This is a genomic window from Natronococcus sp. JC468 (assembly GCF_012163165.1).
GTDB classification, from domain to species: domain Archaea; phylum Halobacteriota; class Halobacteria; order Halobacteriales; family Natrialbaceae; genus Natronococcus; species Natronococcus jeotgali.
Genome location: NZ_JAAVUO010000015.1, coordinates 17480 through 33259 on the forward strand (window position 1 = coordinate 17480; position 15780 = coordinate 33259).

General features: G+C 67.9%; 13 protein-coding genes. 11 read left to right on the top strand and 2 right to left on the bottom strand.

From position 1 onward, the window contains the following. Positions 1 to 82: 82 nt before the first annotated feature. Together GWG54_RS10655 and GWG54_RS10660 are read right to left on the bottom strand one after the other, a co-directional pair. Positions 83 to 694, bottom strand: coding sequence for a GNAT family N-acetyltransferase (locus GWG54_RS10655; protein ID WP_167937753.1), 612 nt, complete (start codon positions 692 to 694; stop codon positions 83 to 85). A 129-nt stretch (positions 695 to 823) separates the two neighbouring features. Beyond that, positions 824 to 2482 carry an acyl-CoA synthetase gene (locus GWG54_RS10660; protein ID WP_209438393.1) on the bottom strand — a complete coding sequence of 553 codons (1659 nt, stop codon included), beginning with the start codon at positions 2480 to 2482 and terminating at the stop codon, positions 824 to 826. A 205-nt stretch (positions 2483 to 2687) separates the two neighbouring features. On the opposite strand from GWG54_RS10660, the gene GWG54_RS10665 reads away from it, so the two are divergent. The 11 genes from GWG54_RS10665 to GWG54_RS10715 all read left to right on the top strand — a co-directional run bounded on the left by GWG54_RS10665 (position 2688) and on the right by GWG54_RS10715 (position 15758). Then, on the top strand, positions 2688 to 3914 hold the full coding sequence (locus GWG54_RS10665) for an ABC transporter substrate-binding protein (RefSeq protein WP_312854275.1): 1227 nt from the start codon (positions 2688 to 2690) through the stop codon (positions 3912 to 3914). Positions 3915 to 4001: 87 nt separating this feature from the next. Continuing rightward, positions 4002 to 4871 (top strand): branched-chain amino acid ABC transporter permease, encoded by an 870-nt coding sequence (locus GWG54_RS10670; protein ID WP_167937755.1) that lies wholly within the window; start codon positions 4002 to 4004, stop codon positions 4869 to 4871. After that, positions 4872 to 5951 (top strand): branched-chain amino acid ABC transporter permease, encoded by a 1080-nt coding sequence (locus GWG54_RS10675; protein ID WP_167937756.1) that lies wholly within the window; start codon positions 4872 to 4874, stop codon positions 5949 to 5951. It abuts the gene before it with no gap. A 1-nt stretch (position 5952) separates the two neighbouring features. Continuing rightward, complete coding sequence (locus GWG54_RS10680) at positions 5953 to 6753, top strand: ABC transporter ATP-binding protein (protein ID WP_167937757.1); 801 nt, start codon at positions 5953 to 5955, stop codon at positions 6751 to 6753. Next, positions 6737 to 7498, top strand: a complete 762-nt coding sequence (locus tag GWG54_RS10685; protein WP_167937758.1) for an ABC transporter ATP-binding protein — start codon at positions 6737 to 6739, stop codon at positions 7496 to 7498. The genes GWG54_RS10680 and GWG54_RS10685 overlap by 17 nt, the downstream gene beginning before the upstream one ends. A 28-nt stretch (positions 7499 to 7526) precedes the next feature. Beyond that, positions 7527 to 8054, top strand: a complete 528-nt coding sequence (locus GWG54_RS10690; RefSeq protein WP_167937759.1) for a gamma carbonic anhydrase family protein — start codon at positions 7527 to 7529, stop codon at positions 8052 to 8054. After that, complete coding sequence (locus GWG54_RS10695) at positions 8051 to 8866, top strand: enoyl-CoA hydratase/isomerase family protein (RefSeq protein WP_167937760.1); 816 nt, start codon at positions 8051 to 8053, stop codon at positions 8864 to 8866. The genes GWG54_RS10690 and GWG54_RS10695 overlap by 4 nt, the downstream gene beginning before the upstream one ends. A gap of 31 nt (positions 8867 to 8897) precedes the next feature. After that, positions 8898 to 9674 (top strand): enoyl-CoA hydratase/isomerase family protein, encoded by a 777-nt coding sequence (locus tag GWG54_RS10700; RefSeq protein WP_167937761.1) that lies wholly within the window; start codon positions 8898 to 8900, stop codon positions 9672 to 9674. A 78-nt stretch (positions 9675 to 9752) separates the two neighbouring features. Further along, a complete protein-coding gene (locus GWG54_RS10705) occupies positions 9753 to 11297 on the top strand; it encodes an NADH-ubiquinone oxidoreductase-F iron-sulfur binding region domain-containing protein (protein WP_167937762.1) in 1545 nt (514 codons plus the stop codon). Then, complete coding sequence (gene fdhF / locus GWG54_RS10710; protein WP_167937763.1) at positions 11294 to 14506, top strand: formate dehydrogenase subunit alpha; 3213 nt, start codon at positions 11294 to 11296, stop codon at positions 14504 to 14506. Before GWG54_RS10705 ends, fdhF begins: the two co-directional genes overlap by 4 nt. A gap of 229 nt (positions 14507 to 14735) precedes the next feature. After that, the gene (locus GWG54_RS10715; protein WP_312854277.1) at positions 14736 to 15758 is read left to right on the top strand and encodes an NAD(P)-dependent alcohol dehydrogenase; all 1023 of its coding nucleotides are present in this window, start codon (positions 14736 to 14738) and stop codon (positions 15756 to 15758) included. The last annotated feature ends 22 nt before the right edge of the window (positions 15759 to 15780 follow it).

Genomic DNA, 15780 nt, shown 5'->3' on the forward strand with positions numbered 1-15780 from the left:
CGGCCCGTATCTGAGAGGTGATTACGGAACCCGTATACGCAAAGACTGGCGTTGAGAGGACGCAAGCGTCGCGTTTCGTGACTCAGTCGCGTTCCGCGGGCGGTCGCCGCACTCGCCGCGTGAGCGGCTGCCGAAGCTCGAGCGCCATCGACAGCTCGGAGAACCCGCGTTCGATCACCTCGAAGCCGACGTTCTTGTACACCGTAATCGCGCGCTCGTTCCCGGTCGACACCTCCAGGGCGAGTTCGTCGCCGTCGCGCTCGTCGGCGTACGCGACGAGCTGTTTGAGCAGTTCGGAGCCAACGCCTTCGTTCTGGTACTCTTGGTGGACGTAGACGAGGAACTTCCATCTGTGATCGACCGACTCGGCGGGGACAACCGCGACATGGCCGACGGCTCGGTCCCCGTCGAACGCGACGAGGTTCCACCCCGTCGACGTCAGCCGGTCCAGCCAGCGTTCGATCTTCGAAACGCCGTTGGGCGGCAACCCCATACTCCGACTGTACTGATCGAAGTCGTCGTACATCCGGGCGAGCGGGTCCACGTCGTCCGCTTCGCAGGGCCGAACGAGAAGCGCAGTGCCGCTCTTGCTCTCGAACCGCGGACACCGCGGCGGACAGTACGGCGTCCCGCGACACTCGGAGTTGTCCCACGGGGTACAGGCGTCGGTCGCTCGGCTATCACTCGAGGACATGCGAAACGGTTCGCTCGAGCGAACGATAACTCCTGCTCCGAACATGTTTCGACACGGCAGAAAGCGGACGGACAGCGGGCTCCCGTCCGGGTCACGTATCGTTCGCGGGTCGACCCAGGATGGATCCGATCAGCGACCGTGTTCCTGCTCCCGGAGTTCGGTCCGGCGGATCTTCCCGGTTTCCGTGCGCGGAAGCGACTCCGTGAACTCGATCTTGCGGGGGTACTTGTACGGGGCGAGCGTGTTCTTGACGTGGGTCTGGATCTCGGTAACGAGGTCGTCGTCGGGCGCGGTGCCGTTCGAGAGCACGGTAAACGCCTTCACGACCTCGCCGCGCTCCTCGTGGGGGCTGCCGACGACGGCGACCTCGGAGACGGCCTCGTGTTCCTCGATGACCGCTTCGACCTCCGGGCCGGGGATGTTGTACCCGCTCGAGATGATGAGGTCGTCGCTGCGGGACTTGTACTCGAGGCGGCCGTCCTCGCGCTGGACGAAGATGTCGCCGGGGATCGACCAGCCGTCCTCGGTCGTCGACCCCTCCTGCTTGTCGGGGCGGTTCCAGTACTCGACGCCCGTCGGCCCGCGGACGGCGAGCAGGCCGGCCTCGCCGCGCTCGAGTTCCTCCCCGGTGTCAGGATCGATGATCTTGCACTCGTAGCCGGGGACGGGGAAGCCGGTGGCGGTCGGGTCGATCTCGCCGTCGTGGCGGTGGCTGACGAAGATGTGGAGCATCTCGGTCGTCCCGATGCCGTCGAGCAGGTTGATGCCGTACTCCTCCTTGAAGTTCTCGAAGGTCGTCGGTGTGAGCGGCTCGCCCGCGCTGAGTCCCACCCGGAGCGAGGAGACGTCGTACTCCTCGGGTCCCTCGGGGTAGTTCGAGAGGATCTGGTTGAACCCGGTCGGGATCGAACACAGCACCGAGACGCCGTGGTTCTCGACGGCCTCGAGCAGGTCGCCGGGGCTGGCGTCCTCGACGAGGCTCGTGCTCGCGCCGAACCGGAGCGGGAACGTGACCAGGTCGCCGTAGCCGTACGCAAACGGAAGCGGCGGGTTCCCGCCGAAGACGTCCTCTTCGGTGGGCTCGAGGCAGTACCGGGCGTACGTGTCCGCGGTCGCGAGCACGCTCCGGTGGCTGTGGATCGCGCCCTTCGGGCGTCCCGTCGTCCCGCTGGTGTACAGCATCAGCGCCAGGTCGTCGCGTTCGGTCTCGTAGGCCTCGAGCTCGTCGTCGGCGTCCTCGAGGAGCTCGTCGTAGCTGTGGTGGTCGTGATCGACGCCGTTGCGCTCGGCGACGATAACGTCCTCGACGGTCTCGAGGTCGGGGAGCGCGTTCTCGACCTCATCGAGGAGGTCGTCGTAGACGACGACGGCCGTCGCCTCCGCGTTGTTGATGATGTAGTCGAGCTCCTTGGCCCGCAGCAGCTTCATCGACGGCAGCGCGACCCCACCGATCTTCTGGACGGCCAGACACGTTACGATCGCTTCCGGACGGTTCGGGAAGCGAGCGACGACGCGATCGCCGGCTTCGACCCCGAGGTCGCGGAGGGCGTTCCCCATCCGATTGACCTTCTCCTGGAGCTGCTCGTAGGTGAGCGTTCGATCCTCGAAGTAGATCGCGACGTTGTCGCCGCGGCCCTCCTGAACGTGGCGGTCGACGAGTTCTTCGGCGACGTTGATCCGCTGGGGGTAGTGAGCTTCCGGCGTGGGATGAACGTAGTCCGGGGTGATCGATTCGTCCGGTAGATACTCCTCTGGGACGGTCGGCTGCATGTACGAGTAGTTCATCATAGCTTTAAATTATATACCTATCGGTTCATCTCCCCCGTGATACGTAGGGAAATTTTTCTGTTCGGGCCGTTGATCGGGTACGGAATCTCCGGCGCCGTCGACATCGCGCACCCGATCGTAGAGCCGCCAGCCCGTTCATGTTCGCCGCGCAACGTAAATTATAAATAGACATGGAAGACACTGGTTGCATATGTCTGGCAAAGGTGTGGGTAGATCCCACAGTAGTACCACCAGCGGGGGCTCCGTCTCGAGACGGCAGCTCCTCGCGAGCGGCGCCGCCGTCGGTGGGACGGCGGCGCTCGGCGGGTGTCTCGGCAGTCGCGAGGACGGGCTGACCGTCGGGTTCGCGCTCCCGTTCACCGGGACGTACGCGCTGCTCGGCGAGAGCATCGTCGACGGCTTCGAACTGTACCTCGACCAGCGGGACGGGGAGGTGAACGGGGAGGAGGTCGAACTCGTGCGGCGCGACACCGAAGCGGACACGAACAAGGGCGTCGACGTCACCCGCGAGCTGCTGATCAAGGAGCGAGCCGACGCCATCGTCGGCCCCGTCTCGAGCGCCGTCGCGATGGCGATGATCCAGCCGATCGAAACCGAATCGAGCGCGATCTGGTTCAACGCCAACGCGGGCGACTACCGAATCACGGCGGAGGGGTGTCCGGAGTACCACTTCCGGACCTCGTTCAACGACTGGCAGACGAGCGCGCCGCTGGCGCGGTTCGTCTACGACGAGATCGCCGACAACGTCTGTCTGGCCTACGCCGACTACGCGTTCGGCCAGAACTCCAAGGAGTTCTTCAAGGAGGCCTTCGAGGAGCTCGGCGGCGAGGTCGTCGACGAGGTGGGCGCGCCGCTGGGAACCGACGACTTCTCGCCGTACCTCGGGGACATCCAGGACTCCGGGGCGGAGGCGGTGTACTCCTTTTTCGCCGGCGGCGACGCGGTCAACTACGTCAACGCCTTCAGCAGCTTCGGCCTCGACGAGGAGATGACCCAGACCGGAAGCGGATTCCTGCTGGCGAACGACACGCTCCCCGCGCAGGGCGCCTCGGCGCTGGGGATGTACTCGCTGCTTCACTACACGACAACGCATGACACAGACCGAAACCGAACGTTCGTCGAGAACTACGAACAGCTACACGGCGGATCGCCGAACGTCTACGCTTGCCAGGGGTACGACTCCGCGCAGGCGTTCGTCGACGCCGTCGAGGAGACCGGCGGCACCGATCCCGACGAGCTGGTCGACAGCCTCGTCGAGATGGAGTTCGACAGTCCTCGCGGGCAGTTCCGGTTCAACCCCGATACCCACGAACCGATCCACAACATGTACGTCCGGGAGGTCGTCGAGAGCGACGACGGCGAGTCCGTCGAGAACGAGGTCATCGACGTCCTCGAGGCGGTCGAGGGCCCGGCCTGGGGGTGTAGTAACTAATGTGCTCGCGACCGCCCGCGGCTCGAGGCTCCGATCGACGCCCCGCAGGTCCGACCGACGGTGGATCGACTCGGAGGTGCGTTCGCCGTGATTGAGTCGGTCCTCCGCGCGACGCTGCTGGGGCTCCAGCTGGGAATGACACTGGCGCTCATCGCTGCCGGCCTGACGCTCATCTTCGGGATGCTCGACGTTATCAACTTCGCCCACGGCGCGTTGTACATGCTTGGGGCGTACTTCGGGACGGTAGTCGCGGGCCAGCTCGGGAGCTTCTGGCTCGCGCTGGTGCTCGCACCGCTGATGGTCGGGCTCGTTGGCGCGGCGATCGAAATCTTCTCGCTGCGCCCGCTGTACGACCGGAACCCGCTGTATCACATCCTGCTGACCTTCGGCGTCGCGATCATGATCCAGGGGGCCATCATCGAGATCTGGGGCGCCCAGTCGATGCAGATCCCGGTTCCCGACCTCCTCTCGGGGTCGGTTTCGGTCGGTCCAGTCAGCTACCCGATCTACTGGCTGTTCGTGCTGGGGGTGAGCACGCTGTTGATCGCGGTCGTCTGGCTGGCCATCGAACGAAGCGATCTCGGCATCCTGATGCGGGCCAGCGCCCACGACACGGAGATGGTCAGCGCTCTCGGCATCGACGTCTCGAAGGTGTTCACGGGCGTGTTCGTCTTCGGCGCCGTACTGGCCGGCGTCGCCGGGGTGTTGCTCGGCGGCTCCCGGTCGGTCCACCCCGGGATGGGCTTCGGGATCATCATCGAGACGTTCATCGTCGTCGTCATCGGCGGCCTGGGTAGTTTCCGCGGCGCCGTGTACGCGGCGCTGTTGATCGGGCTGGTGACCGCGTACGGGGCGTTGATCGCCCCGACGCTGACGGACCTGTTCCTGTTCGCGATGATGGCGATCGTCCTCATGGCAAAGCCGAGCGGACTGTTCGGCGCAACGGAGGCAGCATAGATGAAATCAGTCGTCGAACTCTTCGGTCGAAGCCAGTCGTCGCAAACGGGCGATCAGCTGCTCTCGAGCCGGGGTCGACTCGCGGTGCTCGTCTCGGTCGGCGCGCTCGCGCTGTTCGCGCCGATCGCGGACGCCTACGAGCCGTTCTGGCTCAACATGCTCGTGCGGATGATGATCTTCGCGCTGCTGGCGCTGAGCCTCGATTTCGTCTTCGGGTACGCCGGCCTGCTCTCGTTCGGCCATGCCGCCATGTTCGGCGCCGGCGGGTACGCCGCGGCGATGCTGATCAGCGAGGTGACGGTGAACGCGCTGGTCGTGCTTCCGGCCGCGATGGTCGTCGGCGCGGTCGTGGCAGGGATCATCGGCTGGTTCAGCGTCCGCGCTCGCGGGATCTACTTTGCGATGTTGACGCTGGCGTTCGCCCAGCTGTTCTACGTGATGGCGTTTACCGACCTGCCGGCGACGATCCTCGGTATGGAGTCGTTCACCGGGGGCGACAACGGCCTGTACGGGATCCAGCGGTACGCGCTGTTCGGTGTCGACTTCACGCCGACGCTGGTGTACTTCTACCTGACGCTGGCGGCCGTCGCGCTCTCGTTCGTGGCGCTGCTGCGGCTCTCGAACTCCCCGTTCGGACGCGTCCTGCAGGGGATCCGCGAGAACGAGGAGCGGGTGCAGTTCCTCGGCTACGACGTCCGCCGGTACAAGGTGTTCGGGTTCGCACTCAGCGGCGCCTTCGCCGGCCTGGCCGGCGGCCTGTACGTCCCCTTCCAGAGCGTCACCCACCCCGGGATGCTCCACTGGATGATCAGCGGCGAACTGGTCGTCATGCTGTTGCTCGGCGGGCTCGGCACCCTCTGGGGACCGATGCTCGGCGCCGCCCTCGTCGTCTTCCTCGAGGAGCAACTCGCCGGGTTCGCCAGTTGGGAGATCGTCCTCGGCGGCATCTTCGTCGTCGTGGTGATCTTCGCGCCCCGGGGGCTGGCCGGGGCGATCACCTCCGTTCGAGACGACCCGACGAACGTCGCGACGAACGCGAAACGCGCGATCCGAAACTACATCGAGAAGGTAAGACGATAACATGAGCGAAACCGTTACTGCGACCGCGAGCGACGTATCGGAAACCGACCCGATCCTCCGGACGGAGGGGGTCACGAAGAAGTTCGGCACGCTGACCGCGATCGACGACGTCTCGATCGAGATCCCCGCCGACGAGATCACCTCGATCATCGGCCCGAACGGCGCCGGGAAGACGACGCTGTTCAACCTCTTCACCGGGAAACACGAGCCGACCGGGGGGCGAATCGAATTCCGCGGCGAGTCCATCGGCGGGCTCGCTCCACACGAGATCGTCGACAGGGGTGTCGTCCGGTCGTTCCAGATCACGAACTTCTTCGGGGAGCTCACCGCCCTCGAGAACGTTCGGATCGCCACCCAGGCACACTACAGCGGGTTCGGCCCGGACGACTTCGCCAGACACCACGCCTCGCTCGAGGAGCCGATCGCGGACGCCTACGAGATCCTCGAGCGCGTCCACCTCGAGGACGCAGCCCGCACGACGGCGGCGAACCTCTCGTACGGGCAGCGTCGTCACCTCGAGATCGGGATCGCGCTCGCGGCCCGGCCGGAGCTGCTGTTGATGGACGAGCCGACGGCCGGGATGAGCCCGGAGGAGACCCACGAGGTGGTCGACCTCGTCAAGGCGATCGCCGACGACGTCACGCTCGTGCTCATCGAACACGACACCGACATCGTGATGGAGCTCTCCGACCAGATCGCCGTGCTCAACGAGGGCGAACTGCTCTCGTGGGGCGCTCCGGCGGAGATCCAGGCCGACGAGCGCGTCCAGCGGGCGTACCTCGGAGGTGGCGGCCGTGAGTGAAACGCCGGCCGCCGACCGAGCGTCGGCGGCCGAGGGGCTGCTCCCCCGCGCCTCCCTACACACCTACCTCGGGCCGGGCCACCACCTGTTCGGCCTCTCGCTGGGCACCCCCCGCGGCGAGATCGTCGCCCTGGTCGGCCGGAACGGCGCGGGCAAGACCACGACGCTGCGAAGCGTTCTGGGACTTACGCCGCCGGCCGAGGGGACGATCGCGAAAGACGGCGAGCCGATCGACGGGCTCGAGCCCTACGAGATCCGCAAGCGCGGAATCTCCTGGGTGCCCGAGGAGCGCCGGGTATTCGGCGGGCTGACCGTCGAGGAGAACCTCCGGCTGGCCGCCAGCACCGGCGAGGGCGACCAGTCCGGCGGGTTCGAGGACGTCTACGAGCGGTTCCCCCGCCTCGACGAGCGCCGCAGCCAGAAGGCCGGGACGATGAGCGGGGGCGAACAGCAGATGCTGGCGATCGCCCGCGCGCTGCTCGGCCCCGAGACCGACGTCCTCCTGCTCGACGAGCCCAGCGAGGGCCTGGCCCCCCAGATCGTCGACGACGTCGCCGACATCGTCCGAGAGCTCAACGAGGAGGAGGGGGTGACGATCCTGCTGGTCGAACAGAACGCCGAGATGGCCCTCGAGCTCGCCGACCACGCCTACGTCCTCGAGAACGGGCGGATCGTCCACGACTCGCCGGCCGCGGAGCTGCTCGCCGACCGGGAAGCGATGGAGGGGTACCTGGGGGTCAAGTAATAACTTGCCCGCCCGACACAGTCGGAGTATGCAACGCGCATTCGAAGGTACGACGCCGTCGATCGCCGACTCGGCGTTCGTCTCGGAGATGGCCTCCCTGATCGGAGACGTCACCGTCGCGGAGAACGCGAGCGTCTGGCCGTTCACCTGTCTCCGCGGGGATTACGGCCCGATCTCGGTCGGCGCGGACTCGAACGTGCAGGACTTCACGATGCTCCACGAGGCGACGATCGGCTCCGGGGTCACGATCGGCCACAACGTCGTCGTCGACCGGGCGACCGTCGGCGACGACGTCCTCGTGGGGATCTCGAGCACGATCCTTCCCGGCGCGACGGTGGGCGACGACTGCATCGTCGCCGCCGGGACGTTGCTTCGCGAGGAGCAGGAGGTGCCAAGCGGTCACATGGCCTACGGCGCGCCGGCGGAGATCCGGCCGCTCTCCGAGGACCACCGCGAGCAGATCCGGTGGTACTGCGAGGAGTATCTGGCCCTCGCCGAGCGGTATCGTAATGACGGTGCGGTCCGTGGCGACGAACGCGAGGGCAATCAGGGATGATAGCGAACACCGAACGCGTACACGAGGAGGTACGGATCGAGCACCTCGAGGAGTCGGGAATCGCCCGCCTCGTCATGGAGAACGGAGACTCGTCGCTGAACACGTTCCGGCCGTCGAAGGTCGAGGCGATGGCGACGGCCGTCGAGGCGCTGGCGGGCGACGTCGACTGTCTGATCGTCTACGGCGAGCCGGTGTTCTCCGTCGGCGCGGACCTGCGCGCGATCGAGCAGCGGCCCCAGGAGATGCGCCCCGCGAAGATCGACGCGATCGCAGCGGCGTCGAACCGGTTCATCCGCACCGTTCGGACCTTCCCCGCCCCGGTGATCGCGGCGGTGACCGACGTCGCGGCGGGGGGCGGACTCGGGTTCGCGCTGGCGTGTGACCTGATCTACGTACACGAGGACGCCATCTTCGACACCGCCTACGCGCGGATCGGGCTGACGCCGGACAACGCGACGCCGTTTTTCCTCGTGAAGACGGTCGGGCCGTACAAGGCTCGTGAGCTCCTGTTCGACCCGCAGCCGATCACCGCGGCCGAGGCGGTCGAACTCGGCCTCGCCAATGGGCGATACGAGACGGAGAAAGCGGCGTTCGTCGACGAGGTGACGGCCGACGCGAGGACCTACGCAGAGGGGCCGACGGAAACCCACGCCCGGACCAAGGAGCTCGTCGACTCGGTATTTGCCGGGCGGCTCGACGAACACCTCGAGCACGAGCGGACCGCGATCAAGCGCATGAGCGACTCGAACCTCTTCGACGAGGGACTGTCGGCGTTCTTCGCGGACCGCGAACCCGAGTGGGTGAGTCAGTAGAATCAAGACGGTTCCATCCGTCTACCGACGCATGACGTTCGACACGCTCGACGTTACCGTCGACGACGGCATCGCGACGGTCCGGATCGACAACGACCCCGTCAACGCGATCGACCAGGAGATGCGCCACGAACTCGCCGAGGCGGTCGACGTGCTCCGGGAGGATCGGGTTCGGGTCGGCGTGTTCGCCGGGAACGCCGACGTCTTCTCGGTCGGGGCCGACGTCGGCCTCTTCGAGACGGCACAGGACTGGACCACCGCCGAGTTCCGCTCGAACTCGCGAATCCTCGGCCGGGCGTTCGACGGCCTCGAGACGATGGAGAAACCCGTCATCGCCGCGATCGAGGGCACCTGCGTCGGCGGCGGGCTCGAGCTCGCGCTGGCCTGCGACGTTCGGATCGCCGGCCCCGACGCGACGCTCGGCTTTCCCGAGCACAATATCGGCCTCATCCCCGGGCTCGGCGGCTGTTCCCGCTTCGTCCAGCTCGTCGGGCCGGGAACAGCAAAGGACCTGATCTTCAGCGGCGAGCTGATCGACGGCGAGCGCGCCCGCGAGATCGGCCTCGTCGAGCGCGTCGCGGACGACCCCGACGCCGCCGCGCGGTCCTACGCGGAGTCGCTGCTCGAGCAGCCCCCACAGGCGCTCGGCCTGGCGAAACGCGTCGTCAACGCCGCCCGCGACACCGACATGCAGACGGCGGGCGTCCTCGAGTCACTCGCCCAGAGCACGCTCATCGAGACCGCGGACCACCGCGAGGGGCTCGAGGCGTTCCGCGAGAACCGCGACCCCGAGTTCACCGGCGAGTAGCCCGGACGCTCGGCCGCGACTACCTGCCCTCGGCGCGGAAAACAACACTTACCCCGGACCGCTCGAGAGACGCAGTTGATGGATCGGAAGAGCGCGTTCGACGCCCGGGCGGTCCTTCGCGTCCCGATCGGGGCGCGGTCGATCGAGACGGACGCCCTGCGTGCGAACGCCAGCGAGACCCGTACCGAATCGCTATCCGTCGTCGACGTCGGCCCGACCGGCGTCGCGGCGCTGGATCCCTGCGTCGCGGCGACGCTCGGGGACCGAACGGCGTTTTTCGCCGACCCCGACCGAGCGAGCGTCGAAGCGGTCGCCGAGTCGTTGACGCGGGACGAGCTCCCGACCGACGGCGCGACGGCCGTCGTCGAACACGACCCCGGAGTGACGGCGCTTCCGGGAGCCGAGAACGTCCCGTTCGCCGTCGATCGGGGCCGAGTGGTGGGTGCCTGCGGCTGGACCCGCCCGACCTCGGTCGCCGACTACGCCACCAGGGGACCCGTCCTCGCCGACGGCTCTGGTGAGGAACTCGAGCGGGCCGCGGACGCGGGCCTCCGCGGACGCGGCCGAGGCGATATCGCGACGAACGAACCGGTCGGCGAGTCCTGGGAGACGGCGGCGAGTACCGACGGCGAGCCCGTCGTCGTCGTCAACGCCAACGAGGCGGACCCGCGCGTGAGTATCGATTCGCTGTTGCTCGCCGCGGATCCACTGGCAGTCCTCGATCCCGCGGTCGCGGTCGCCGACCGCGTCGGCGCCGCGGACGTCGTCGTCTACTGCAACGAGGACGACGAGCGCGTCCACCGAACCGCGGCCGACGCGGCCGCGCGTCTCGAGGGGGTCGTCGACGGCGACGTCCCGATCGATGTCGTCGCCGGCCCCGACGAGTACGCGGCCGGCGAGCCGACGATGGCCCTCGAGGCCCTCGAGGGTGCGGATCGAATCGAGGCGCGGCGCACTCCGCCGGGACCGTCCGAGTACGGGCTGCACGGCCGGCCGACCGTGATCCACACGCCGCGGACGCTCGCCCAGCTGCGGGCGCTCGCGCTCGAGGACGCGCCCGTCGGCGACGACGACGACCCCGGGACGCGGCTGTTCGAGGTCGGCGGCGACCTCGGGCCGTCGACGGTCGTCGAGGTGCCGACCGACGAGACCCTCGCGGCGGCGGTCGAACCGCTGGGAGTCGACGAGGCCGCACTGGCGTGTGTCGGCGGGGTCTTCGGCGGGCTGACCGAGACGCTGGACGTCTCCGCGAGCGCTCGCGACCTCGCGGCCGCGGGACTCGGCACGAACGGGGCGATCGAACTGTTCGGCACGGACCGTTGTCCCGTCGCGCTCGCGGGACGGCGCGCGGCGTTCGCCCGAGAGACGAACTGCGGCCGCTGTGTTCCCTGCCGCGAGGGAGCGACGCAGCTGACCGAGCTGCTTCGGTCGACCTACGAGCGCGAGGGCGCGATCGACGAAGCCCGAGAGCTGGCCCGCGTGATGGAGCGCTCGAGCCTCTGCGGGTTCGGTCGGGACGCCGCCCGCCCGACGACGACGGCGCTGGAGACGTTCGAGCCCGAGTTCGTCGCCCACGCGAACGGACGCTGTCCCGCCGGGGAGTGTGACGGAGGGAACGCATGAGCTTACAGGATCACTGCCAGAGCCACCGCGACCGAGCCGAGGTATCGGACGGGAAACCGCTGCCGAGCGTGCCGGACGTCGACGATCCGCAGCCGAGCACCCCGCTGACCGAGAACTTCACGACGGGGACGGCGAACGATCCCGACCCCGCGGGCGCCGACGGCCGAACCACGCTCGCCGTCGACGGGCGAACGGTCACCGTCGACGACGGCGCGACGATCCTCGACGCCCTCGAGGCCGCCGGAGCCGACGCCGACGTGCCCGCGCTGTGTCACTACGAGGACAGCGACGAGATCGGCCCCCGGAGCACCTGCCGGACCTGCGTCATCGACACCGACGAGCGCGGGATCGTGCCCGCGTGTAGCCACCCCGCCGAGGAGGGGCTCGAGGTCCGAACCGACGAGGAGGAGGCCGCGGAGGCCCGGGACGTCAACCTCGATCTGGTGCTCTCGAACCACAACCTCCGGTGTACGACCTGCGGCCAGAACGGGCGCTGCGAGCTCCAGGACACCGCGATCGAGAACGAGGTCGAGGAACCGCGCTACGGCGTCTTCGACGACCGCGAGGAGTACGAGCCCCTCGACGACACCTCGCCGTTCATCCGGATCGACCGGAACAAGTGCATCCTCTGTAATCGCTGCGTCGAGGCCTGTAACGACGTCCAGGTCGAGGGCGTGCTCCGGATCGAGGGGACCGGCGAGGACACCCGGATCGGCTTCCAGGACGACGCCGAGGCGATGGTCGACTCGGCCTGCGTCTCCTGTGGCCACTGCGCGACGGTCTGTCCGACGGGGTCGATCACCGAGAAGGGTCTCGCCGACAGCGCGACGCTGCCCGTTCCCGGCTTCAACCAGAAGAACTCCATCGGGAAGACCGTCGAACCCGAGGACTCGAGCGGGGCCCACGGCGCGGGCGGTTCCGCCGAGGCCGAGGACGACGCCGAACTGTCGGGCGTCGCGGGCGTCATGGAGCGGGCGAAGAGACGGGCGACCGGAGCGGTCCGGGAGGCCGGCGAACGCGCGCTCCTCGAGGCCGAACACGCCGGTGAGAGCGTCGCGACGAAGGTCCTCTCGGAGGGGCGGATGTTCGACATCGCCGAGTTCGTCGCCGACCGTCGCCTCGACGATCTCGACGTCACCGAGACGACCTGTGGCTACTGCAGCGTCGGCTGCCGGTTCGACGTCTACGCCGACGACGAGGAGGTGCTGGGGGTCCGACCGACCGACGCCGACCACGCCCCCGCTAACGACGGATTCTCGACCTGTGTCAAGGGGAAGTTCGGCTACGACTTCGTCGACAGCGAGGACCGTCTCGAACGACCCCTGGTTCGGGACCGTGAGAGCGGCGAGCTCCGCGAGGCCGGCTGGGAGGAGGCCCTCGAGCGCGTCGCCGACGGCCTCTCCGGAATCCGCGACGAGCACGGCGCCGACGCGCTGGCCTGTTTCGCCTCCTCGAAGTGTACCAACGAGGAGAACTACCTGCTACAGAAGTTCGCCCGCCAGGTCCTGGGGACGAAAAACGTCGACAACTGCGCGCGGCTCTGTCACTCCTCGACGGTCGCCGCCCTGAAACAGACGGTGGGCTACGGCGCGATGACGAACCGCATCGAGGACGTCGCCAACGCCGACTGCTACCTGATCACCGGTTCGAACACGACCGAGAGCCACCCTGTGCTCGCCACCCGCATCAAACAAAACGTCCGCGACGGCGCGGACCTGTTCGTCTTCGATCCGCGACGGGTCGGCATCGCCGAACACGCCGACCAGTACACCCGGGTCGAGCCCGGCTACGACGTCGCCTGGATCAACGGGTTGACCCGGTACGTCCTCGAGCACGACCTCCACGACCAGGAGTTCGTCGCCGAACGAACGAAGAACCTCGAGGAACTCCGGACGAAGGTCGAGCCGTTCACGCCCGCGGCGGTCGAGCGTCTCTGTGGCGTCGCGCCCGACGAACTCGCGACCGCGGCCGAGACGATCGCGACCGCCGACAGCTGCGTGTTCGGCTGGGCGATGGGGATGACCCAACATTCCCACGGCACCCAGAACGTGCTGGCGCTGGCGAACCTCGCGCTCGTCACGGGCCATATCGGCAAACCGAACTCGGGGCTCTCGCCGTTCCGCGGCCACAACAACGTCCAGGGCGGGGGCGGCGACATGGGCACGCTGCCCAACAGCCTGCCGGGCTACCAGCCCGTCGACGACCCCGACGTCCTCGAGGTGTTCGAGGAGGCCTGGGGCGAGCGACCCCCGAGCGAGCCCGGGCTGACCGTTCCCGAGGTCTTCGAGGAGGCTCACGCGGGCGCCGTCCGCGGGATGTACGTGATGGGCGAGAACCCCGCGCTCTCCGAGCCCGACATCGACCACGCCGAGGCGGCCCTCGAGGAACTCGAGTTCCTCGTCGTCCAGGACATCTTCCCGACCGAGACCGCCGAACACGCCGACGTCGTCCTGCCGGCAGCGAGCTTCGCCGAGAAGGACGGCACGTTCACCAACACCGAGCGTCGGGTCCAGCTGGTCCGCCAGGCGCTGTCCCCGCCCGGGGAGGCCCGCCAGGACTGGCAGATTCTGCAGACGATCGCGAACCGGCTGGGCTACGACTGGAGCTACGCTTCGCCCGCAGAGGTCATGGACGAGATCAGCGATCTCGCGCCGATCTACGGCGGAATCAGCCACGAGTGCCTCGAGCGCGAGGGCGGACTGCAGTGGCCCTGTCGGGACGAGTCCGATCCCGGCACGCCGTACCTCTACGACGAGGAATTCAACTTCGACGACGGCAAGGCACGGTTCGTCCCCGCCGACCTGGGAGAGCCCGGCGAGCTCCCCGACGAGGAGTACCCGCTGACGCTGACGACCGGGCGCGTCCTCTATCACTTCCACACGGGGACGCTCACCCGCCGCGTCGAGGGGATCATGTCCCACGTCGGCGAGAGCTTCGTCGAGGTCCACCCCGAGACGGCCGCCCAGCTCGGGATCGCCGACGGCGAGGACGTCCGCCTCGAGTCCCGGCGCGGCTCGATCGAGGTGACCGCGCAGGTGACCGACCGTCCCGACCGAGGCGTCGTCTTCATGCCGATGCACTTCGCCGACGGCGCGGTCAACGAACTCACCCAGGAGACGTTCGACCCGATCAGCGGGATTCCGGAGTTCAAGGTCTCGAGCGTCCGACTCGAGGCCGCAGGCGGGACGGTAACCCCCGCGGACGACTGACCCGGTACCGACACCCGTTTCGGTTTGATATCCAACTCGTCTACCAGACTGCCGCCTGTGATGCTCGCCGGAAACCGCATCCCATGTTATGGAACAGCGTGACAAACGCTAAGTGTCGTCGCGTGGAGTTCCGGTCGTAACCTATGAACGCTCACGCTGCGGTCGTCCGCGAGGAGGCGGATCGTTCGAGATCGAGGAGGTAACGCTCGAGGAACCGCGATCGGACGAGGTGCTCGTTCGCGTCGTCGGAGCCGGCGTCTGTCACACCGACCTGATCGTTCGCGACCAGCTGTATCCGACGCCGTTGCCCGCGGTGCTGGGCCACGAGGGGGCAGGGGTCGTCGAGGAGGTCGGCGCGGACGTCTCGAGCGTCGACCCCGGCGACCACGTGGTTCTGAGCTTCGACTCCGACGGAACCTGTCCGAGCTGTCGGGACGGCCATCCCGCGTTCTGCGCGGACTTTTTCGCGCACAACTTCGGCGGCGCCCGACCCGAGGACGGAAGCTCGCCGATCTCGCAAGAGGGCGACGAGATCAGCGGACGCTTTTTCGGCCAGTCGTCGTTCGCCACCCACGCGGTCGCGACCGATCGAAACGTCGTCCCCGTCGAGAAGGACGTTCCGCTGGAAGCGCTCGGACCGCTGGGGTGCGGGATCCAGACGGGTGCGGGCGGCGTCATCAACTCCCTGTCGCCGGACCCGGGATCGTCGATCGCGATCTTCGGCGCGGGATCGGTCGGCCTCTCCGCCGTCATGGCGGCCGAGCTAACGGGCTGCACGGAGATCGTTTCGGTCGATCTGGTGGACGGGCGACTGGAATCGGCCCGCGAGTTCGGTGCCACCGAGACGGTAAACCCCGACGACGCCGACGACGTCGTCGGCGCAGTTCGGGAGCTAACCGGCGGCGTCGACTACGCGCTGGAGACGACCGGGGTCCCGGACGTCGCCGAGCAGGCGACCGACGTCCTCACCCAGCGGGGCACCCTCGGGATCGTCGGCGCCCCGGCGCTTGGCACGCGGGCCAGCTACGACGTCAACGACCTCATCCTGAACGGGCGGAGCATCACCGGGATCGTCGAGGGCGACGCCGATCCGCAGGGGTTCATCCCGGACCTGATCGAGCTGTACAGGGACGGGAAGTTCCCGTTCGACGAACTCATCACGTACTACGACTTCGAGGAGATCGAACGAGCGGTCGAGGACTCGGAGAACGGCGACACGATCAAGCCGGTTCTCCGCATCGGGGACGCCTGAGAGGCGCCGAGAGCGGCCGGTT

Excerpts from the sequence above, each read along its gene's own strand:
- GWG54_RS10705 (WP_167937762.1), top strand. The coding sequence starts at position 9,753 with ATGGATCGGAAGAGCGCGTTCGACGCCCGGGCGGTCCTTCGCGTCCCG.
- GWG54_RS10680 (WP_167937757.1), top strand. The coding sequence starts at position 5,953 with ATGAGCGAAACCGTTACTGCGACCGCGAGCGACGTATCGGAAACCGAC.
- GWG54_RS10700 (WP_167937761.1), top strand. The coding sequence starts at position 8,898 with ATGACGTTCGACACGCTCGACGTTACCGTCGACGACGGCATCGCGACG.
- GWG54_RS10675 (WP_167937756.1), top strand. The coding sequence starts at position 4,872 with ATGAAATCAGTCGTCGAACTCTTCGGTCGAAGCCAGTCGTCGCAAACG.
- GWG54_RS10695 (WP_167937760.1), top strand. The coding sequence starts at position 8,051 with ATGATAGCGAACACCGAACGCGTACACGAGGAGGTACGGATCGAGCAC.
- GWG54_RS10660 (WP_209438393.1), bottom strand. The coding sequence starts at position 2,482 with ATGATGAACTACTCGTACATGCAGCCGACCGTCCCAGAGGAGTATCTA.
- GWG54_RS10655 (WP_167937753.1), bottom strand. The coding sequence starts at position 694 with ATGTCCTCGAGTGATAGCCGAGCGACCGACGCCTGTACCCCGTGGGAC.
- GWG54_RS10690 (WP_167937759.1), top strand. The coding sequence starts at position 7,527 with ATGCAACGCGCATTCGAAGGTACGACGCCGTCGATCGCCGACTCGGCG.
- fdhF (WP_167937763.1), top strand. The coding sequence starts at position 11,294 with ATGAGCTTACAGGATCACTGCCAGAGCCACCGCGACCGAGCCGAGGTA.